General features: G+C 51.5%; 18 protein-coding genes. 3 read left to right on the top strand and 15 right to left on the bottom strand.

Features of this window, described 5'->3' with window-relative positions; translation table 11 throughout:
• Positions 1-52: 52 nt before the first annotated feature.
• A complete protein-coding gene (locus ACG2XO_RS12865) occupies positions 53-760 on the bottom strand; it encodes a ComF family protein (protein ID WP_410498391.1) in 708 nt (235 codons plus the stop codon).
• 58 nt (positions 761-818) lie between these two features.
• On the opposite strand from ACG2XO_RS12865, the gene bioB reads away from it, so the two are divergent.
• Entirely contained in the window at positions 819-1,826 is a 1,008-nt protein-coding gene (gene bioB / locus ACG2XO_RS12860) for a biotin synthase BioB (RefSeq protein ID WP_410498390.1), read from the top strand.
• A 247-nt stretch (positions 1,827-2,073) separates the two neighbouring features.
• Here the strand turns inward: bioB and ACG2XO_RS12855 are convergent, their stop codons facing one another.
• The 3 genes from ACG2XO_RS12855 to ACG2XO_RS12845 are packed head-to-tail and all read right to left on the bottom strand — an operon-like array spanning position 2,074 to position 4,860.
• Positions 2,074-2,358, bottom strand: coding sequence for a metal-sensitive transcriptional regulator (locus ACG2XO_RS12855; RefSeq protein WP_410498389.1), 285 nt, complete (start codon positions 2,356-2,358; stop codon positions 2,074-2,076).
• Positions 2,327-2,551 carry a heavy-metal-associated domain-containing protein gene (locus ACG2XO_RS12850; RefSeq protein WP_410498388.1) on the bottom strand — a complete coding sequence of 75 codons (225 nt, stop codon included), beginning with the start codon at positions 2,549-2,551 and terminating at the stop codon, positions 2,327-2,329. Before ACG2XO_RS12850 ends, ACG2XO_RS12855 begins: the two co-directional genes overlap by 32 nt.
• An 8-nt stretch (positions 2,552-2,559) precedes the next feature.
• On the bottom strand, positions 2,560-4,860 hold the full coding sequence (locus tag ACG2XO_RS12845; protein ID WP_410498387.1) for a heavy metal translocating P-type ATPase: 2,301 nt from the start codon (positions 4,858-4,860) through the stop codon (positions 2,560-2,562).
• Positions 4,861-5,326: 466 nt separating this feature from the next.
• Here ACG2XO_RS12845 and ACG2XO_RS12840 point away from each other — a divergent pair, with 466 nt between their 5' ends.
• Positions 5,327-7,732 (top strand): EAL domain-containing protein, encoded by a 2,406-nt coding sequence (locus ACG2XO_RS12840; RefSeq protein WP_410498386.1) that lies wholly within the window; start codon positions 5,327-5,329, stop codon positions 7,730-7,732.
• 37 nt (positions 7,733-7,769) lie between these two features.
• On the opposite strand, the gene dnaE is transcribed toward ACG2XO_RS12840, so the two are convergent.
• Positions 7,770-11,210 carry a DNA polymerase III subunit alpha gene (dnaE, locus tag ACG2XO_RS12835; RefSeq protein ID WP_410498385.1) on the bottom strand — a complete coding sequence of 1,147 codons (3,441 nt, stop codon included), beginning with the start codon at positions 11,208-11,210 and terminating at the stop codon, positions 7,770-7,772.
• A 56-nt stretch (positions 11,211-11,266) separates the two neighbouring features.
• Here dnaE and ACG2XO_RS12830 point away from each other — a divergent pair, with 56 nt between their 5' ends.
• Positions 11,267-11,506, top strand: coding sequence for a YjfB family protein (locus ACG2XO_RS12830; protein WP_410498384.1), 240 nt, complete (start codon positions 11,267-11,269; stop codon positions 11,504-11,506).
• A 44-nt stretch (positions 11,507-11,550) separates the two neighbouring features.
• Here the strand turns inward: ACG2XO_RS12830 and ACG2XO_RS12825 are convergent, their stop codons facing one another.
• The 10 genes from ACG2XO_RS12825 to ACG2XO_RS12780 form a co-directional block, all read right to left on the bottom strand.
• Positions 11,551-12,036 (bottom strand): FixH family protein, encoded by a 486-nt coding sequence (locus tag ACG2XO_RS12825; RefSeq protein ID WP_410498383.1) that lies wholly within the window; start codon positions 12,034-12,036, stop codon positions 11,551-11,553.
• Positions 12,037-12,048: 12 nt separating this feature from the next.
• The gene (ccoG, locus tag ACG2XO_RS12820) at positions 12,049-13,494 is read right to left on the bottom strand and encodes a cytochrome c oxidase accessory protein CcoG (protein ID WP_410498382.1); all 1,446 of its coding nucleotides are present in this window, start codon (positions 13,492-13,494) and stop codon (positions 12,049-12,051) included.
• Positions 13,495-13,613: 119 nt separating this feature from the next.
• Positions 13,614-14,525 (bottom strand): cytochrome-c oxidase, cbb3-type subunit III, encoded by a 912-nt coding sequence (ccoP, locus tag ACG2XO_RS12815; RefSeq protein WP_410498381.1) that lies wholly within the window; start codon positions 14,523-14,525, stop codon positions 13,614-13,616.
• Between the two features lie 3 nt (positions 14,526-14,528).
• Positions 14,529-14,714 carry a cbb3-type cytochrome oxidase subunit 3 gene (locus tag ACG2XO_RS12810; protein WP_410498380.1) on the bottom strand — a complete coding sequence of 62 codons (186 nt, stop codon included), beginning with the start codon at positions 14,712-14,714 and terminating at the stop codon, positions 14,529-14,531.
• A 5-nt stretch (positions 14,715-14,719) separates the two neighbouring features.
• Positions 14,720-15,334, bottom strand: a complete 615-nt coding sequence (gene ccoO, locus ACG2XO_RS12805) for a cytochrome-c oxidase, cbb3-type subunit II (RefSeq protein WP_410498379.1) — start codon at positions 15,332-15,334, stop codon at positions 14,720-14,722.
• A 17-nt stretch (positions 15,335-15,351) separates the two neighbouring features.
• The gene (gene ccoN, locus ACG2XO_RS12800; protein ID WP_410498378.1) at positions 15,352-16,773 is read right to left on the bottom strand and encodes a cytochrome-c oxidase, cbb3-type subunit I; all 1,422 of its coding nucleotides are present in this window, start codon (positions 16,771-16,773) and stop codon (positions 15,352-15,354) included.
• Positions 16,774-17,011: 238 nt separating this feature from the next.
• Positions 17,012-17,206 carry a cbb3-type cytochrome oxidase assembly protein CcoS gene (gene ccoS, locus ACG2XO_RS12795; RefSeq protein ID WP_410498377.1) on the bottom strand — a complete coding sequence of 65 codons (195 nt, stop codon included), beginning with the start codon at positions 17,204-17,206 and terminating at the stop codon, positions 17,012-17,014.
• Between the two features lie 9 nt (positions 17,207-17,215).
• Positions 17,216-19,654 carry a heavy metal translocating P-type ATPase gene (locus tag ACG2XO_RS12790; RefSeq protein WP_410498376.1) on the bottom strand — a complete coding sequence of 813 codons (2,439 nt, stop codon included), beginning with the start codon at positions 19,652-19,654 and terminating at the stop codon, positions 17,216-17,218.
• A 75-nt stretch (positions 19,655-19,729) separates the two neighbouring features.
• Positions 19,730-20,287 (bottom strand): SufE family protein, encoded by a 558-nt coding sequence (locus ACG2XO_RS12785; protein WP_410498375.1) that lies wholly within the window; start codon positions 20,285-20,287, stop codon positions 19,730-19,732.
• Positions 20,284-21,492, bottom strand: coding sequence for an aminotransferase class V-fold PLP-dependent enzyme (locus tag ACG2XO_RS12780; RefSeq protein ID WP_410498374.1), 1,209 nt, complete (start codon positions 21,490-21,492; stop codon positions 20,284-20,286). Before ACG2XO_RS12780 ends, ACG2XO_RS12785 begins: the two co-directional genes overlap by 4 nt.
• Between the last annotated feature and the right edge of the window lie 7 nt (positions 21,493-21,499).

Genomic DNA, 21,499 nt, shown 5'->3' with positions numbered 1-21,499 from the left:
GAATTGCTTGCTGTAAAATGTGTGTAGACATATACACCTTGGTGGTATTGATTCAGCCATTGTGCGGTGGCGTGCGCGCAATCAGCAGATTGATGACATGCCGCGCACCGGCTTGTTTCAAGGCTTTGGCCGCAGCTTGCAGGCTGGCGCCACTGGTCATTACATCATCGACGACGATAATCGTTTTGCCGCTACAGTTTTCCTGACAATCGAATGCGCCGCGCAGATTTTTCCAGCGGGCATTGGCGCTCAGTCTTGCTTGATGTTCGGTATCGCTAACCCGGTAGAGTAGATCGGTTCGCAGTGGAATTCCCCATTGCTGGCTGACAGGGCGCGCGATTTCCAGCGCCTGATTAAAGCCGCGCTCTTGCAGACGCTTGTTGTGCAAGGGCAAAGGGACGATCAGATCGGCGTCAATTTGATCGATCTGGGTTAGCAGCAACTGGGTCAGCGTCGGAAAAATATGCCATTGCTGGGCAAATTTGGCTGCATGAATCAATGATTTGACCGGCTCGACATATAAGAACCGTGCATGGCTTTGATCGTAAGCGGGTGGTTTTCTCTGGCATGAACCGCAGCGTAATCCCCGCGTTCCGGGGCGTGCGCATTGCGGACAGCTGTCTTGCGCTGGCCAGTCGCTGAGCTGGGCAAGACACGCCGCACAGAGATGACGTGAATGACGATCTGCAATCAGGCGAGCGCAAAGCAGACATTGCACCGGAATCAAGTTGTTTAAAAAACGGCTGAATAAATTTGACAAGTCATCCTCCCGCTCGGACAATCCCTCCAGAATAGAATTTATCAGGATAATCTGCCGCATGAGTCAAGCCACCTGCACCGGATCGCAACCCATTCAAACGATCGAATTCAAACGCCATACGCCGCATCCCGAGCAAGACCTGTGGTCACGCGAAGCAATTGAAGCGCTTTTTGATTTACCGCTCAATGATTTGCTGTTTCAGGCGCAAGTGGTTCATCGCGAAAATTTCGACCCCAATAAAGTGCAATTATCAACGCTGCTGTCGGTAAAAACCGGCGGTTGCTCGGAAGATTGCGGCTATTGCTCGCAATCGAAACGCTATGACACCGGGCTGGAAGCGCAAAAACTGATGGACGCCGATGAGGTGATCGCCGCCGCCGCAATTGCCAAAGAGAATGGTTCGTCGCGTTTCTGCATGGGCGCAGCGTGGCGCGGCCCGAAAAATCGTGATCTGGAAGAAGTCAAAAAAATGATCGCTGGCGTTAAAGCGCTGGGGCTGGAAACCTGTGCGACTTTTGGCATGCTCAAAGACGGGCAGGCCGAGCAATTGCGCGATGCGGGTCTCGATTATTACAACCACAATCTCGATACTTCCGAAGAAAAATACAGCGACATCGTCAGCACGCATAGCTACGCTGATCGTCTTGATACGCTGGGTAAGGCGCGTAAAGCCGGGCTGAATGTGTGCAGCGGCGGGATTGTCGGTCTAGGCGAAACGCGGCTTGATCGTGTTGGCCTGATTGGTCAGCTGGCCAATCTCGATCCGCAACCCGATTCGGTGCCGATCAATAATCTGGTGCAAATCGATGGCACGCCGCTCGATGGCTCGGAAAAAGTCGACTGGACCGAGTTTGTGCGCACGATTGCCGTCGCACGAATCACGATGCCCAAATCATTCGTGCGGCTGTCGGCAGGCCGTCAGCAAATGCCCGAGGCGATGCAGGCTTTGTGTTTCCTCGCTGGTGCAAATTCGATATTCTACGGTGATAAATTGCTGACAACGGGCAACCCGGAAGTGGAAGGCGACAAAGCGCTATTCAAAAAACTGAATCTGCAGCCTTTGTGATATCCAAGTGGGGTATAGCTCTCTGGCTTAATTCCTTTCTAGGCTTGGGGCATATACCAGGTGCAATAAAAAACCACGCTACACAGCGTGGTTTTTTGTGTCCAGCATTCTCGCAAATGCGAGGCGCCCTCTCAAGGAGAGGGCGGGGGGAGTGGGTATAAAACATGAGGCTGCAAGGCTTGCATTCAGGTTTCCAGGGCTCGGCTTAGCCGAGACCTGCTCTATTAACCCCCACAGTTCGTGCAGCTTAGCCGCGTACTTTCTTGATCACTTGTAGCAATTGCTCAACCGCAGCATCAGGTTTGCCTGATTTCATCGCGTCGGCAATGCAGTCCTGAGTTTGCTGTTCCAGCAGGATCAGACCCAGCGCGTCGAGCGCCGAGCGTGCAGCAGCAACTTGATTCAAAACTTCGCTGCTGGTGCGGTCTTCTTCGATCATGCGGGTAATGCCTGAAACCTGTCCGACGATACGGTTCAGACGTTTGATCAGTTGGTCTTTGTTAGGGCGTTCCTGCTTGGCGTTTGATGTCATATCCAGCTTCCTCGATGTGGGTTTCCAGCTCTGCGCGGCTGGTTTGCGTGGCGTCGTACACAATGCGTGCCTTGCCGGGGTTTAAGGTGACGGTGGCACTTTGCACCCCCGCAACCGCTTCCAAAACACGCGTTACACTGGCTGTGCAGCCACCGCAACTCATGCCTTCGATTTCTATTTCAATGTGTTCCATTGACTGTCCTACCATTTGGTGCGCTTTAACAGCAACGCGTTGACGATGACCGATACCGATGACATGGCCATCGCCGCACCGGCGATCACCGGGCTGAGCAGACCCAGAGCGGCCAGCGGAATCGCCAGAACGTTGTAAATAAATGCAAAAAACAGGTTTTGCCGGATTTTGCGCAAGGTTGCTTTGGATAAGGCAATCGCAGTGCCGATATGGGCAATGTCATTGTTCATCAATGTAATATCGGCTGTTTCCAGCGCCACGCTGGCACCGCTTTTCATCGCAAAGCTGACGTCCGCAGCGGCCAGTGCGGGGGCGTCGTTGATACCGTCACCCGCCATTGCTACCCGTTTGCCGGATTGTTTAAGCTTCAATAAGGTCTGATATTTATCATCCGGACTGCATTGGGATTGAAACTGCATGATTCCCAGTTTATTGGCGACCAGTGCAGCGCTATGTTGATGATCGCCAGTCAGCATGATGACTTCAACACCGTGGCTTTGCAGTTCGGAAATTGCTGAAAAACTGCTGGCTCGGATTTCATCCTGCAAAATAAATAGCGCAGCAGGGTGGGTATCAACTGCTAGCGCAATGACAGTATAGCCCTCTGACTGATACCGGGTAATGGTATTTTCAAAATCGGCATGTGGATAAACCCAATCAGGCCGCCCCAGTTGCAAAATATGCCCGGCGACTGAGCCGCTAATTCCAAAACCGGTTGCGACACTGATTTGTTCGGCCATCAACAGCGGGGCAGTGCACGCATTCTGAAAGGCATGAGCCAAAGGGTGTTGCGAAGCGACTTCCAGACTGGCGGCCCAAAGCAAAAGTGCTTCGCTGTCATAGTGATTTGAATCGAGCAGCTCGGTGCGAATCAGTTGGGGGCGCCCCAGCGTCAGCGTCCCGGTTTTATCAACAATGAGCGTATCTATTTCACTGGCCAGTTCGAGCGCTGTCGCATTACGAAACAAAATGCCGTGCTGTGCGCCAAGCCCGACGCCGACCATCACCGCTGCGGGGGTTGCCAATCCGAGTGCACAGGGGCAGGCGATGACCAGCACGGTAACGGCATTGATCAGCGCAATCTGCAATTCGTGTGTCGCAAAATAATTGCCCAGCAGTGTCAGCAAGGCAATCGCCAGAATGGCCGGAACAAACAGTGCAGAAACCCGGTCAGCCAGTTGTTGGATTGGCGCTTTGCTACCCTGAGCTTGAGAAACGAGACGGATAATGGCTGCAAGCTGGGTCTGACTGCCCACTGCGGTTGCCTTGAGCTGAGCGCTGCCGGATAGATTGCGCGTTCCGGCAAACAGCGTATCGCCCGTTTTTTTATGGATGCTGGCCGATTCTCCTGTCAGCATGGCTTCATCCATATCCACTTCGCCCTGAACGATTTGACCATCAATCGGGCAGGATTCGCCATAGCGCAACTGAACCAGGTCTCCTGGAGCGATCTGGCTAATCGGGCATTCCAGCCATTGCCCGTTTTTTTGTACCTGAGCCGTTTGTGGTTGCAAGGAAAGCAGTGCCGTGAGTGCCGATCCGGTTTGCTGTTTGGCCCGAGCTTCCAGCCATTTTCCAATCAAGACCAGCGTAATCACGCTGGCACTGGCTTCAAAATAGAGCGAACTTTGCTCGTCAAACAGGCTCCAGACACTCAGTCCCCACGCGGCACTGGTGCCTAGAGCAACCAGGACATCCATATTGGCGGCGCCACCACGCAAGGCTAGATAAGCACCCCGATAAAACCGTGCACCAGCGACAAATTGAACCACGGATGCGAGGGTAAATTGCAGTATGGGGTTTAGCACATGGTGCTGACCAAATAGCATGGCCAACATGGCATAAAAAAACGGCAAGGTGCACAGCAGCGCGAGCAGCAAGGTCCAAGGTAACGAGGCCTTGCTGCTGAATCGCGTTTTTTGAGGCGTATTTTGTGCAGATTGGCTGGCTCTATAGCCCGCTTTTTCAATGACAGCTTGGAAATCACTCGCCTGGTATAAGCCTTTCGGCGCAGTGATCTGCGCTGATTCGGTTGCAAAATTAACCGTCGCGCTAAAAACGGCCAATTGATTCAACTGCTTTTCGATACGAGCCGCGCAAGCGACGCAACTCATTCCGTCAATCTGGAAAGTAAAATTGTCGGTTGGAATATGAAATCCAGCCTGAGCAACGACGCGATCAATGGTCTGCAGTTGACTGGCTTGCGCCGATATCTGTGCTTGCTCACTGGCAAAATTGACGCTTGCTTGCACGTCGTCGACGCGGTTGAGCAGTTTTTCCAGCCGCTGGGCGCAGGCGGCACAGTTCATCCCCTCAATAGGTATATTGAGAAGTGGTTGGTCAGAATTGGCGTTTGGCTGATTACCCATGGGGGTATAGTAGCCACAATACCCAATACCGGCAAGGGGTATACGCAGCATCGTATTGAATTGAAATTGTTTTTCTTCGTGCGGGTGGCAAAGTACGCGAAGAAATGTTATTGCTTAGTATTGGCAATGGGTAATGATTACCGATGCCAAATAGCTTCATCTGACATGCACAGTGTAAGTGCACATGCCGGCAAGGTGCGTGGTTTTATCATGCTTAAGCACCTGCACTGTCTGTTACTTTACGCCTTATTTGAAAGCTTTTTCCCTGTTGCTTAAACTCAAAGTACTCCTAGATTACATTTCATAATTTTGTCGTATTAGGGCGTTTGATTGGCTTCGAATACTTGTTTCCTTACAGGGGAGCGATTATGCTGGGCAAGGCGCTTATTAAATCGGGTTTCAACTTGTGAATTTTTCTTTTTTGCAGCGCATCGGGCGTATTTATAGCGCCAATCGCCTTGCCTGGCAGCTGGTTCTGGCTGTGTTCGCATCAGGCTTGGTCGTGAGTGTCGCAATGAGCCTGTTTTTGCTTAAACAGGAATATGACCGCAGCTTGTTGCAAGCAAAAATCGATTTACAAACGCTTGGGCAAAGCGTTACCCAGCAACTGGCCAGCAATTTGTGGCTGGTCAATACCGATGCGATTCACGGGCAACTGAACTCTCTCTTGCAAACTCGGGTCGTTAAGCATGTCTTGCTGACAGAAAACGATGGGCAGCAGTATGGTGCAGGCGCGTCGTTAAATTCAAAGGACAATGTTGTCAGCGAGTCTTTTCCGGTGATTTATTTACACCCGCTGACCAACAAGGAAGTCGTGCTCGGTGAGTTGAAAATCAGCACGACACTGGCCGAGGTTGAATCACGTTTATATTTGCAATTTCTGCGCTTTTTGATCGTGCAGGGCTTGGGGATGGCTGCTGCATCCATTTTCTTTCTGATTCTGTATCACCGTCTGATTGCCCGGCATTTGAGCCATGTCTCTGATTACACCCGGCATTTCAATTACCAGCAACTTTCCGAACCGCTGAAATTATCCCGCATTACACAGCAAAACGATGAAATGCAAACTTTGGTCGATGCCATCAACGAAATGCGTCGCAATATTCGTCGTGGTCATGAAGAGCGCGAAGAGGCTCAGCGTGCGCTGTACCTTGAAAAAGAATTGGCTGAGGTTACGTTAATTTCGATTACCGATGCGATTCTGACGACGGATAGTGATTTCAAAATCAAGCTGATCAACCCTGCTGCAGAGGCACTGACAGGTTGGGAGGTTGCTGATGCACGTGGGCGTGAAGTTGCAGATCTGCTTTGCCTGGGGGGGGATTTAACGCCTGATGAATTGCATAAAGTGCTGTTGCGCGCTCGAGATCTGCTCAAGCCACAAAATGGTCAGAAGGCCATGTTGCTCAATCGTGAAGGGGCAAAACTGAATGTTGAGTATGCAGTTGCACCGATTTCCGATCAAGATGGACAGGTCGTTGGCTTGGTTCTGGTGTTGCACGATGTAACCAAATCACAAGCGCTGACTGAGAAGCTCGCTTATCAAGCAGAACATGATTATCTGACCGGTTTGACCAACCGCCGTGGATTTGAAAACGCGCTTAATGAAGCACACCAGCAAGTAAAAAATGGGGGAGACCCTCAGGTGTTGATGCTGCTTGATCTGGATCAGTTCAAGCTGGTGAATGATACTTGCGGGCATTTGGCCGGCGATGAGTTATTGCGTCATGTCACTTCGCTATTGCAAGGCTTGATGCTGCCTTCGCGATCTATTTTGGGTCGGCTGGGAGGGGATGAGTTCGGCGTTTTGCTGTCTCAAACCAGTGATGATGAGGCGCAGGTATTGGCTGAACGCATTTTGCATGCGCTTGCGCAATTTCGTTTTGTTTGGCAAGAAAGGCCTCACGGCGTTACCGTGAGTATCGGACTCGTTAAACTGGATCAACGCTGTGCAACGCCTCAGGAGGCGATGAGTAAAGCTGATGTAGCCTGCTTTGCCGCCAAAGATGCGGGGCGTAATCAATTAAGCTGGTATAGCAGCGATGATCAGAATTTGCAGGAACGGCACAACGAAATCCAGTTGCTGGTGACACTGAAGGAAGCCATTGAACAAAACCGTTTCCAGCTGTATGCCCAACCAATTATGCCTATGGATCAGAGCCGGCAAGAGGCTCACCACCTGGAAATCCTATTGCGGCTGATCGATTCCAGTGGTCGTGTGATTCCGCCTGGCGCATTTATTCCTGCCGCAGAACGCTACGATATGATGGCGCAAGTGGATAAGTGGGTGGTCGAGAACAGTATTCAATACTTAGCGGAGCGAATGAAAAAAGGTGAAGATTTGCCGCATCTGGCAATCAATCTGTCCGGAAAATCTCTCAATAAGCAGACTTTGGCGTTTATTTTGCAACAACTGGATCGAACTCAGGTTCCAGCAGAGTCGATCAGCTTTGAAATCACCGAAACCGCAGCGATTTCCAATTTGAAAGAATCATCCATTTTTATCGAAACCTTGCGAACGCGTGGCTGCAAGTTTGCACTGGACGACTTTGGCAGCGGCTTCTCATCATTCAATTATCTGAAAACGCTACCGGTTGATTTCCTGAAAATCGATGGCTCGCTGGTGACTGATATTGCGGAAGATAAAGTCAGCCGCCAGATGGTGATTGCCGTAAACGGTATCGCCCATAGCCTGGGTATCCGTACGATTGCCGAGTTTGTAGAAACCGAAGCGATTCTGGCCGAACTGGACGAAATCGGCGTGGATTATGCACAAGGCTATTTTTTCGGCAAGCCGCAACCTTTGCTTTAAATGCGAAAAGGGCGGTGATTGAACCGCCCTTAACACATCAGAAGTGAACCTCAATCGCCTGTGCACCGAGCCAGTCTTTCAGCTCGGCAAGCAGTTCATCGCGCAATAGCGCCCGCCATTGCTGACCCAAACGAATCTCACAGCTTGCCGCGCTATTACGATATTTTATGTCTACAGCACAACCTTCCTCAGCAGAATGAGCCGCCAGAATGGCTTTAAGTTTGTCAGCATTGCCCTGACTGCCAACATCAATTTTCAAGGAGCGGGCAAAGTGGCTGCGGGTTTCTGCGATATCGAAAACCCGATCAGCGATAATGCGCTGTCCACCCGAGAAACGGTCTTCCGACACCTTGGCTTCAATGACCAGGAGCGCATCTTCTTTTAACTTGGTGCGATTGGCTTCAAACGAGTCAGAGAAAAGCGATACTTCAACTTTGCCATAACCGTCATCGAGCTGCAAAAAGCACATCCGTCCCCGTTCGCCGTTTTTAACCCGCATGCCAGCGACAATCCCGGCAATAAATTGCGGTTCGCGCTGGTTTTGCAGTCGATCAAGCCGTGTCTTAATCAAACCCTTGATCGCCTTGGCGTGCGCGTCAAATGGGTGGCCTGAAAGATAAAAGCCTATCGCCGTTTTTTCTTCAGCGAGCTTGATTTTATCGTCCCAGAGCGGCACTTCAATCATTTCAAATTGCGGTGCAGCAGTGGGTTCGAGCAGATCAAACAAGCTGATTTGATTGGCATTGGCATTTTCTGCTTCGGCAACCGCCATCGCTTGCTCGACGTTCGCCATCAGGCGCGCACGGTGCGGGTCAATCGCGTCAAAAGCACCGCCACGGATCAGCGCTTCGAGTACGCGTTTATTGACTTCTTTTTTGTCGGTACGGCTGCACAGATCGTAAATTGATGTGAACGGGCCGTTTTTCTCGCGCTCGGCGACAATCATATTAACCGCGCCTTCACCAACGCCTTTGATTGCACCCAGCGCATAACGGATTTGCCGTTTGCCGACTGGCATAAAGCGATAAAAGCTTTGATTGACGTCGGGCGGCAGGATTTCGAGTTTGTTTTTCTCGAGACAATCGTCAAAAAACACTTTGAGCTGATCGGTATTGTCGAGCTCGGACGACATCGTCGCCGCCATAAACGCAGCAGTGTGATGTGCTTTGAGCCACGCCGTGTGATATGACACCACTGCGTACGCCGCCGTATGCGACTTGTTAAAGCCGTATTCGGCAAACTTCGTCATCAAGTCAAACAGCTGCTCGGCGAGTGCCGGATCGTAACCTTTTTGGGCAGCACCTTCGGCAATCGTCGCACGGTGTTTGGCCATTTCTTCGGGCTTTTTCTTACCCATCGCACGGCGCAACATATCGGCGCCACCGAGCGTGTAGCCGCCGATAATCTGCGAAATCTGCATTACCTGTTCTTGGTAAACGATAACGCCGTAAGTCGGCTCCAGACATTTTTCCAGATCAGGGTGGAAGTAGTCGGGCTGCTCGATGCCTTTTTTCCGGTTGATAAAGGTGTCAACCATGCCCGAACCGAGTGGCCCCGGACGGTAGAGTGCCAACACGGCGATGATGTCCTCAAAACGGTCGGGAGCGAGCTTTTCGAGCAAGCGCTTCATGCCGTCCGACTCGACCTGGAATACGCCGGTCGTATTGGCATCGCGGAAAACCTGATACGCAGCCTGATCGTCAAAACCTAGACTCATCAGATCCAGGTATTCGCCGGTCTGGTTTTTAATGTATTGCAGCGCCAGCTCGATAATCGTCAGGTTGCGCAGACCCAAGAAGTCAAACTTCACGAGTCCAACCGATTCAACGTCGTCTTTATCGAGCATTGAGACTGGAGAAGCATCTTCACCTGCGGCCTGGTATACCGGGCAGAAGTCGGTAATCCGCCCCGGAGCGATCAATACCCCCCCCGCATGCATACCGATATTGCGCGTCAGGCCTTCGAGCGTTTTGGCCAGATCCCACAATTCTTTGAGCTCTTCTTCGCGCTCCAGACGGCTGGCTAATTCGGGCACCATTTCAATCGCGTCGTCCAGGCTGTATTGCTTACCCGGTGCAGCGGGAATCAGTTTGGAAACGCCATCACAGAACATATAGGGCAAATCAAGCACACGGCCAACGTCGCGCACAACGGCTTTGGCTGCCATCGTACCGAAAGTCGCGATCTGGCTGACGGCTTCAGCGCCGTATTTTTCACGAACGTACTCGATCACACGCCAGCGATTTTCCTGGCAGAAGTCGATATCGAAGTCGGGCATCGAAACGCGTTCTGGATTCAGAAAACGCTCGAACAGCAGGGCGTAAGCCGTTGGGTCGATGTCGGTAATGCCCAGGCTATATGCAACGAGCGAACCCGCACCCGAGCCACGACCAGGCCCCACCGGGCAGCCGTTGACTTTGCCCCAGGCAATAAAGTCGGCAACGATCAGAAAGTAGCCGGGAAAGCCCATCTGGACGATGGTGTCGGTTTCGAATTTGAGTCGTTCGTAGTAGCGCGGCCGCTCGGCCTCGCGCTTGGCTTCATCGGGGTATAGCTGCGCAAGCCGCATCTCCAAGCCGCGTTTAGCTTCATACACCAGAAAATCATCCAGCGTCATGCCATCGGGCGTCGGAAACAGCGGCAGATAATTTTTGCCCAGCACAATATTCAAATTGCAGCTTTGCGCAATGGTCACGCTATTGGCGAGCGCTTCGGGCAAGTCTGAAAATAGCGCCTGCATTTCTGCAATGGATTTGAAGTATTGCTCTTCGGTAAAACGCTTGGGGCGGCGCTTATCGGCCATTACAAAGCCTTCTGCAATGCAGGTACGCGCTTCGTGGGCTTTAAAGTCTTCGCGATTCATAAACTGAATCGGATGTGTCGCGACGACAGGCAGATTAAGTTGTTCGGCAATATCGAGGTGGCCTTGCAGGCTTTTCTCGCTGCTGGCGTTGCCGGTACGCTGGATTTCCAGGTAGAAATTATTTGGAAACAGCGCCGACCACCAGCGTGCGGCATCGAGTGCTGCTGCGTCATTATTGGCGAGAATTTGTCCGCCAATTTCGCCCAGTTCGGCACCCGAAAGACAAATGAGCCCGCTATTGTCGCCTTGCATCAGCCATTCTTTTTTCAGCTCACCACGACCGCGATATTGATTGCTTTTGTACGCTTGCGTCAGTAATTCGCATAAACGGCCATAACCGGCGCGATTTTTGCAAATGAGTAAAATCCGTTGCGCTTTATCGCGGTCGTCTTCATTTTCTACCCAGGCATCAAGACCGACGATGGGCTTGAGTCCGGCATTTCGACAAGCTTTATAGTGCTTGACCATGCCAAACAGGTTCATCAGATCGGAAACGCCTATCGCCGGCATTTGCTCGGATTTGGCACGCTTGACCGCATCATCAAGCCGAACAATACCGTCGGTCACGGAAAATTCGGAATGGAGGCGTAAATGGATAAAGGAAGGAGCATTCATGCCGATATTTTATCATTAGCGCCTCAGCACCGTTTGCTGATTTGTGGCTTCAATTTATGCTTGTTGCACGGGCGATGTTTTTTTGCGGCGAAGGGGAGGAGTTTATGGATGCGAGTATGGTCAGTGCGGCTAGCAATGCCACTGATGGCAGTGTACAGGGGCTTGCGTCAATCATGATGCTGCGCAAATCAATGGATATTCAGGCTCAGGGAGCGATGACCCTGCTTGAAGCCTTGCCGGCTGTGCCGAGCAACAATCCGGCGCATTTGGGGCAGAATGTGGATGTGAAAGCCTGATCGAAAAACAGCCCAGTCTATACTGGGCTGTTTTCTGCTGGGTATTACTTTAAAGGGCTTATCTGGACTGGCTCATCGGGCAATACCTGCCATTCTTTAACCAGACGCCAGCTTGATTTCTCATCGGTTAATTCAATTTGCCAGCGCTCCAGCGCGAGACGTTGCGGTAATACCCCTTCATACATCATTGGCGAGATAGCCTTGAGCTTGATTTGCTGATCAATGCCAACCCGTGTCGGGTGAGATAGTTTGAGACGTAATTCACCCTGGATATTTTGATTGAGCATAATTCGAAGATTTTGCTGATTTTCTCCCAGTAAAACTTGTGCGTGAATACCTATCGCATTGGCATGTCGATCCAATGCCAGTCTCTCGTTAATTTTTTGCCCGTCCTTGTAATAACTATCGCTCACCAGTCCGTCCTGATTGGTATTGACCAGATAAATCATGTTGATGCCACCGACGATGGCGAGCGCGGGAAACAAAATCAGCAGCCAGACATGCGCGTGCTTGTACCAGGGTTTATTCACGTTTATTTCCAATTAGTTTTGTCCAATAAAGGTCGCTTTTTCACGGCTGAAAATCGATTCGTCATCCAGTGCTTTGACCGTGAAATAAATTTCATGGCTGCCCGCTTTGGCGTGTTCGGGAGCAACTTGCAGTCGGATTGAGACATCCGTTGTTGCAGTAGGTTCCAGCTGGTACTGACCAGAGCCTTCGGCAACCACTTTGATCGAAGGCAGTCCTTCGGCACTGATGACATAGGTATGCGCTTTTTCACTGGCATTCTGGATTTGCACCAAATATGTATTTTCTAGCCAGCCGTCTTCTACTTCGCGCACCAGCGCCACGCGATCACGCTGGATATTCACTTTGATCGGTTGACGATGGACTAAGGAATAAGCGCTCACACCCAGAATAATGGCAAGCAACAGCGCGTACATCACGACGCGTGGTCGTTTGAGCTGCTTGGCGATATCGCGCTCTGGATATTTGTGTTCGAGCGCATTTTCGGTGGTGTAACGGATCAGTCCGCGCGGATATTGCATTTTGTCCATGATTTCATCGCAAGCATCAATGCAGGCCGCGCAGCCAATACATTCATATTGCAGACCTTCACGGATATCAATGCCAACCGGGCACACCTGGACACACATCGTGCAATCAATGCAGTCACCCAATCCGGCCGCCTTGTAATCCGAGCCTTTTTTGCGAGCGCCACGGCTTTCACCGCGTTCCTGATCGTAACTGATGATCAGAGTATCCGCATCAAACATGGCACTTTGAAAGCGGGCATAAGGGCACATGTATTTGCAGACCTGCTCGCGCAACCAGCCGGCATTGCCATACGTTGCAAATCCGTAAAACAGAATCCAGAACGATTCGTTGACTGTCAGCGTTATCGTCAGCATTTCCTGCCATAGCGTCTGAATGGGCGTGAAATAACCAACAAAAGTAAAGCCGGTCCAGAGCGAAAAAATGATCCAGAGGCTGTGTTTGATTGCTTTTAGCCGAAGTTTGCGTGTACTGAGCGGGGCGTGATCGAGTTTGATACGCGCGGCGCGATCACCCTCAACCCATTTTTCTATCCAGAGAAAAATCTCGGTGTAAACAGTTTGAGGGCAGGCGTATCCGCACCAAAGCCGTCCGCCTATCGTCGTCCAGGCAAACAGGCCAAAGGCTGACAGCAGTAGCAGGGCGGTCAGATAAATAAAATCTTGCGGCAGAAAAATCAGACCAAAAATATAAAACTTGCGCTCGACCAGATCGAACAGCAAGGCCTGTCTTTCGTTAATCTCGATCCAGGGCATGGCATAAAAAAAGAGCTGCGTGGCAATCACAAAAAAGATTCGCCATTTATTCCAGAAGCCATTGATCCAGCGCGGGTATATTTTTTTGTGTGCCGCGTACAACGTGATTTCTTCAAGCTCGCCATCGTCTTTGACGTTGACCACATTGACTGGAATATCTTTGAGTTTTTGGCTCATTCTGCACTCCCGTAAAACATTCATTAAACGGCAATCCGTTAAATCAAGGTTCTATATCCAAATTGAATCAATGTAAAACGGGCAGGAAATTCCTGCCCGTTTATTAAAACTGCGATTTCTTACTTTTTGTCTTGGCTTAAGCCGTAGACATAAGCAGACAGCAGGTGAACCTTGCCATCGCCCAGAAACTCTTTCCAGGCTGGCATCTGATTGATACGGCCGTTGGTGACTGTTTCAACGATGGTGGCTTCAGAACCGCCATAGAGCCAGGTTTTATCGGTCAGATTAGGTGCGCCGATAGTCTGACTGCCTTTACCTTCTGCACCATGACATGCCACACAAACCTGTTTGAACGTTTCTGCCCCGCGTGAGGCACGCACCTCGTTAAAGGCCGGGTTGCCAGAGATTTTCAAAACGTAATTTGCGACGTCACGGACTTTCTCTTCACCAAAAGCGGCACCAAATGCCGGCATCTGGCCTTTGCGACCAGTGGCGATAGTCTGCTGAATTTTCTCTGGTGAGCCACCATACAGCCAGTCATGGTCGGTCAGGTTTGGAAAACCCTTGGCGCCACGTGCATCCGAGCCGTGGCACTGTACGCAGTAAGTCTGGAACAAGCGTTTGCCCATTTCATTGGCTTCTTTGTCCTGCGCAACAGCGGTTACCGGCATGGCCAGATATTTGTCATATAAAGCCTGGTATTTTGCATCGGCTTTGGCGACTTCTTCCTGGTGCTGACCTTCCTGAGTCCAGCCTTTGGCATTACCAAAAACCACCAGACCCGGATACAGGGCGAGATAGCCAACAGCAAAGACGATGGTCAGGACAAACATCCCAACCCACCAGCCTGGCAGTGGATTGTTGTACTCTTCCAGATCACCATCCCAGACGTGGCCAGTAACTTGTGCTTTTTCGCCCTTTTTAAGCTTGACCTTCATTTGTGTGAGTAAAACATACGCACAGAAGACAATGCCCAAAATTGCAATTGCAGCAATGAAGTAGCCCCAGAAACTGCTAGTAAAGTCTGTCATTCTCTATTCTCCGTTAGCCGATTTGGACTGCTTGCCCGACGGCGGTAGATCGTCGTCGAGGAACGGCTGTTGCGCGGCTTCATCAAAGTGATTTTTGCTGTTTTTGCTAAAAGCCCAAAGGCAGATGGCAATAAACAAAATAAAACCGATTACCGTCACCATGACACGAGCGTCGTTCTGCAGATCCATCGTGCTTACCTTTTATTTTTCAGTGCTAGGCCCAGACCTTGCAAGTAGGCAATGACTGCTTCCATCTCAGTTTTGCCTTCCACTTCTTTACTTGCATTCGCAATATCTGCATCGGTATAAGGCACGCCCAGTTTACGCAATGCTTCCAATTTTTTCGGCGTCATCGCAGCGTCAATCGTGCTGCTGGCAAGCCATGGGAAAGCAGGCATATTTGACTCTGGCACCACATCACGCGGGTTCATCAAATGAGCGCGATGCCATTCATCCGAGTAGCGCTGGCCAACACGCGCCAGATCAGGCCCTGTACGCTTTGAACCCCACTGAAACGGGTGGTCGTAAACCGATTCGCCAGCCACAGAGTAGTGACCGTAGCGCTCAGTTTCCGAACGGAAAGGGCGGATCATTTGCGAGTGACAGTTGTAGCAACCTTCGCGGATATAAATGTCGCGACCTTCCAGGCGCAGCGCGCTGTAAGGTTTAACACCAGCGATAGGTTGAGTGACTGTCTTGCTGAACATCAGCGGCAAAATCTCTACGAACATCGCAACACTGACCGTCAGCAGTGTCATGATGATCAAAGCCGCGACGTTTTCCTCGATCAGTTTCTGAATTTTATTCATTTTTATTCCTTTCCTAATCAGGCGTGTGCAGCAACGGCTGGGATTTTGGCATCAACGGCTTTGCCGTCAAATACAGTACGCAGTACGTTGTACAACATCAAAACCATGCCTGACAGGTACATCAGACCACCCAGGAAACGGATGAAATAGTACGGATATGAAGCTTTGACTGCATCAATGAAGGCATAAGTCAAAGTGCCATCGGTATTGATTGCACGCCACATCAAACCTTGCGTTACACCGGAAATCCACATTGAAGCGATATACAGCACGACGCCCAATGTCGCGATCCAGAAGTGAACTTCAATCAGTTTCACCGACCACATTTGTTCACGACCGAACAGACGCGGGATCAGATAGTAAATTGAACCAATGGTAATCATCGCAACCCAGCCCAGCGCACCCGAGTGAACGTGACCTACAGTCCAGTCAGTGTAATGGCTCAAGGCGTTGACCGACTTGATCGCCATCATCGGGCCTTCGAATGTTGACATGCCGTAGAACGACAGCGCGGTTACCATGAATTTCAGGATCGGGTCAGTCCGCAGTTTGTGCCACGCACCAGACAGCGTCATGATGCCGTTAATCATGCCGCCCCAGCTCGGAGCCAGCAGAATCAGCGAGAAAACCATGCCGAGTGACTGAGTCCAGTCTGGCAGTGCGGTGTAATGCAGGTGGTGAGGACCAGCCCACATATAAGTGAAAATCAGGGCCCAGAAGTGAACGACAGACAGGCGATACGAATAAACCGGACGGCCTGCTTGCTTGGGAATGAAGTAATACATCATGCCCAGGAAGGCAGCGGTCAGGAAGAAGCCCACTGCATTGTGACCGTACCACCATTGCACCATCGCATCGACAGCACCTGAATACGCCGAGTATGACTTCATGCCGCTGACAGGCATGGCAGCGCTATTGACCAGATGCAACAGGGCAACGGCCAGAATAAAGGCACCGTAGAACCAGTTGGCTACATAGATGTGTTTAACTTTGCGGATCGCGATCGTGCCAAAGAAAACGACGGCATAAGCCACCCAAACCACAGTAATCAGAATGTCGATAGGCCACTCCAGTTCGGCATATTCTTTGCCGCTGGTATAGCCCAGAGGCAAAGTAATTGCGGCCAGAACGATGACCAGCTGCCAGCCCCAGAAAGTAAAGGCGGCCAGCTTGTCGCTGATCAGACGCACATTACAGGTACGCTGTACGACATAGTATGAAGTGGCAAACAGACCACAGCCGCCAAAAGCAAAAATAACTGCATTGGTGTGAAGTGGACGTAAACGACCAAAGTGAAAGTAAGGCCCGATATTCAATTCTGGCCAGTACATTTGGGCGGCGCAAATTACGCCAACCAGCATGCCGACAATGCCCCAGACGACCGTCATGATGGCAAATTGCCGCACCACTTTGTAATTGTATGTGGCTTGGTTTTCCATTACAGCGCTCCGATTGATCTCCAACTGCTTGGAATTAAAATTAAAATTATTTTTAAAAAGAAATAATTACAATTTAGCTTTCAAACAAAAGCCAAATGCAATTTTTGTCTGAAGGATTACCTCCAAACAGGTACAAAAGTGCCAACCTGACTATACACAGACACAATTGCTCTGCGTTTGATTAACATCAAATGGCCTTGCCGACAATTTGGCCGCGATTTTACCTTGTTGCTGGCACTCAGTCAGGGTTTTTTTCCATTGTGCGACTCTTGTCCGGAGTGTTTGGCGATCCTGAGTCATCATCATGCAAGATACTCCAGCCCGGCCCTTCCAGATCGTCACTCTGTCCGCTGCGGATAAACCACCAAAAAACCAGGCCGATCCCGACACTGATCAATACCGAAAGCGGAATGAGCAAATAAAGACTTTCCATTGATTTTATTCAACTCTTTTTAATTAAAGACGGCGCAATCAGTCGCAAGGCATTCAAAACAACCAGCAAGGAGCTCACTGCCATGCCAAGGCTGGCCAGCCAGGGCGTAATCCAGCCCATAACCGCAATCGGTAAGGCCACCAGATTGTAGCCCAGAGCCCAGAGCAGGTTTTCCTGAATGATTTTTCGACATTTTTTTGCCAGCAACAAGGCTTGAGGCAGGCTGCTTAACTGATTGTTCAGTAGCACCATATCACCAGCAGCCTGCGCGATATCCACACCGGCACCCATTGCAATCGATACATTGGCCAGTGCCAGTACCGGCGCATCGTTGACGCCATCACCCAGCATCAGCACGCGATGACCTTTGCTTTGCAGAGCCTGAATATAGGCCACTTTACTTTCCGGGTTTGCTGACGCACGCACCCGGGTAATTCCCAGCTCGCTTGCAACGTGATTGACGATGGGAAGTTGATCTCCCGACAGTAAATGCACCGTATAACGACTAGCCTGAAGCGCCGCAATGACTTGGCCCGCTTCCGGCCGAATCTGATCGGCGAGGATGAAAGCGGCCATGATGGCGGTGCTGTTGGCCAGATAAATCAGCGTACCGGCCTCGTGCTGGGTCAAGTCGGGTTCGTGAAAGCCCAGTTGCTGAGTGATAAAGCTGCTTGAGCCTAGCCAATACGATTCGTCATTGATTTTGCCGGCGACACCACCGCCGGGAAAATTTATGAATTCGCTGACTGCAGGAGTGTCAATCTGGGCTTGCTGCTGAAATGCCCGGGCAATCGGATGCTCTGACCGGCTTTCCAGCGCGATGGCAATCTGCAATGCCTCATTCGCGGCACCGACCAGCGCAATGGTTTTGACCAGACACGGCTCGCCAAAAGTTAGCGTACCGGTTTTATCGAAAACGATATCGGTGATATTAGCCAGATTTTCCAAGCAGTTTGCCCGGGTCAGCAAAATACCGAGTTGAGCCAGATGTCCTGTGACTGCGGTCAGAGCCGCGGGTGTTGCCAGCGACAAGGCGCAGGGACAGGAAATCACCAGCACGGCGACGGTATAGGGCAGTGCGTGGATGGCGTCGTTGACTGACCAGTACCAGTAACACGCAGCCGCAACGAGCAGCAAACCGACGACAAAACCGCCAGCAATCCGGTCGGCCAGCTGCGCCAGATGTGGTTTTTGCTGCAGCGATTGGTCAAGCAAGCGCACCATGCTGCCGAGCCGGGTCTGGTTGCCGACGGCACGCACTTCAACGGTTAATGGCGAAATCAGATTCTGACTGCCAGCGATGACTTCGGAGCCCGACGATTTGGCAATTGGATGGCTTTCACCGCTCAGCATGGCTTCACTAACTTCACTGAGTCCGTCGATGACAAAACCGTCAACCGGAATGGTTTCACCGGCTTTGATCAGCACATGGTCGCCAGCCTGTAAATGATGAACCGCAATTTCATGGATGCTTTGATCGTGACTGACACGATGCGCAAAAGCGGGAACCAGCTTGACCAGCATTTCGGCCGCTGCGCCAGCACGACGCCGTGCTTTGAGTTCCAGATAGCGCCCGCCGAGCAGCAGGAAAACAAACATCGACACCGAGTCGAAATAGATTTCGCCATGCCCGGTGATCAGCGAATACAGGCTTGCGCCAAATGCAGCGATGACGCCAATACTGACGGGCAAATCCATTGCTGCACGACCGTGCCGCAGTTCGCGCCAGCTATTTTGATAAAACGGCCAGCACGAAAACAATACCACCGGCAGCGTCAGCAAGGCGCTGCTCCAATGCATCATTTTCAGCCAGACCGCTTCGATTTCACCTTCCGGAGCCAGATACATCGGCACGACAAACATCATGACCTGCATCATCGACAAACCGGCAACCCACAGCCGCAGCAAGGCCGATTTTCTTTGTTGCTGCCACTGCGCTTCATCGCGCTCATGATCATAAGGATGGGCGCGATAACCGATTGCAGCGATATGCTGCAAAATCGTCGAGAGTTTGACCTGATTATTATTCCAGCGAATCCGCGCGCGGTAAGTGCTGTAATTGATGCTGGCCGAAATCACCCCGGGCAGTCTGGCCAGATGCTGCTCATTAAGCCAGATGCACGCCGCACAGCTGATGCCTTCCAGAATCAGCGCCGCTTCGCGGATATCGCCATCGTCAGCGATCAGCTGGACAAAATCATTTTGCAGCAGGCTATCATCGTAGAGCTGCAATTGTTCACGAATTTCCTGAGGCAAGGGTTCGGTGCGGCTGGCACTTGCCGTGCGTTGCGCGTAATAACTCTCCAGTCCGCTATCGAGAATCGTTTCGGCGACCGCTTTGCAACCGGCGCAGCAGAGCGCCTGCTGCATTTTGCGATAGGAAATCGTAAATTCAGGTGGATCGCTGCAGTCGCTGCCGCAATGAAAACAGGGAAGGGCTGGGCTCATCTAACTGCTTATCCGTTGTGCTTTTTGGGGTATATGTTTGCAGGTCAGCTATTATTTTGTTTGCATTCAAATACACTACATGGGTATTTTGCTTGCGTGGTCACGAATGGTTTTCACAATCGCACGCAAACCATTACCGCGACTGGCAGACAGAAAACGCTGCATGCCACGCGCGTTGAGCCAGGCTTCAAAATCAAACTGGCTGATTTGCGCCGCGCTTTGTCGGTTGAATGCAGTCAGAACCAGCGCGAGCAGCCCTTTGACAATGCGCGAATCGCTGTCGGCGGCGATGTGTAGTTCATCACCAAATTCCGTTAACGCAAGCCAGGCCTGGCTTTCGCAGCCTGCCACTTTATTCTGGCTACTTTTTTGCTCGTCGGTCCAGTCCGGCAATTGGCGGGAAAGCTGAACCAATAGGCGGTTTTTGGCTTCCCAGCTGCTGGCATGATCTAGCTGCTGAGCCAGTTGATCCAGCGTGATGTCCCGGCCGAATGGATGATCGAAACGCGGATCGGCTATGCAGGCAGGCAAAAATGTCCCAGCATCGTTATCTCGCCTTGCCGTACTACTGGTACTGTCTTCGGCTTCGCTGTCTTGCTGGAAAATTTTTGGGTTACTTATCGATGGGCTCATTGCAATAAATCCAGAGTTTCAGCCAGCGCCACCAGAAACTGCGCGACATCGTCTGCCGTATTGTAAACGGCGAGCGAAGCGCGCAGCGTGCCAGAGATACCCAGGGTATGTATTAAGGGTTGAGCACAGTGGTGTCCTACTCGCACGGCAATACCCCTATCATCAAGAAACTGCGCGACATCATAGGGATGGGCATCGCGAAAACTCAGTGAAGCCAAGCTCACTTTATGCCGCGCACTGCCGTGAATGATCACGCCGTCGATCTGGCGCAAACCGGTTTCAAGCTGGCGGTGCAAAGCAGTTTCATGTTCGAGCGCAGCATGGCGATCCAGCGATGCCAGCCAGTCGAGCGCCGCGGCCAGACCGATGGCTTGCGCAATCGCCGGCGTTCCGGCTTCGAGTCTTTGCGGTGCTTGCGCGTAAGTCGTTCCGGCGAACGAAACGACATTAATCATTTCGCCACCGCCTTGCCAGGCTGGCAGCTCGCGCAAAATATCGTCCCGGATGTAGGCCACGCCGACTCCGGTTGGGCCATAAGCCTTGTGGCCGGAAAAAACATAAAAATCGCAGCCCAGCTGCTGAACGTCAACGCTCAGGTGTGCAATCGCTTGCGCGCCGTCGACGATTACTTTGCAATCATGCTGATGTGACAAGTCGCACATCATTTTGATGTCCTGGATACTGCCGATTGCATTGGACGCATGGCTGATTGCCAGCAGTTTTGCGCGTGGCGAAGCCAATAATTGCTGCAAATGAGCCAGATCAATTTCACCATCCGCGGTGATGTTCAATTGTTTGACGATCACGCCGTTGCGCTGCGCGAGCATTTGCCACGGTACGATATTGGCGTGGTGTTCGAGCGTTGAAACAATGATTTCATCGCCCGCGCGCAAACCCAGACCGAAAGTATTGGCAATCAGGTTGATCGCTTCGGTGGTGCCGCGAGTGAAAATGATTTCATCGCTGCTGCTGGCATTGATAAAGCGCGCGACGGTGCTGCGTGCGCCTTCGAAGGCATCGGTCGCCGCGACGGCAAGCCGGTGCGCGCCGCGATGCACATTGGCGTTGGCGTATTCGTAATAATGCCGCTCGGCGTCGAGTACCGAGAGCGGTTTTTGCGTCGTCGCCGCATTGTCCAGATAAACCAGCTCGGGGTAGTGGGCAAACAGCGGAAACTGCGACTTGATCGCTGCGACATCAAACATAAGCGTG

The organism is Chitinibacter sp. S2-10 (assembly GCF_046530675.1).
Classification (GTDB): Bacteria; Pseudomonadota; Gammaproteobacteria; order Burkholderiales; family Chitinibacteraceae; genus Chitinibacter.
The sequence above is the reverse complement of the archived record's forward strand: the minus strand, read 5'-3'. Positions and strand labels throughout refer to the sequence as shown.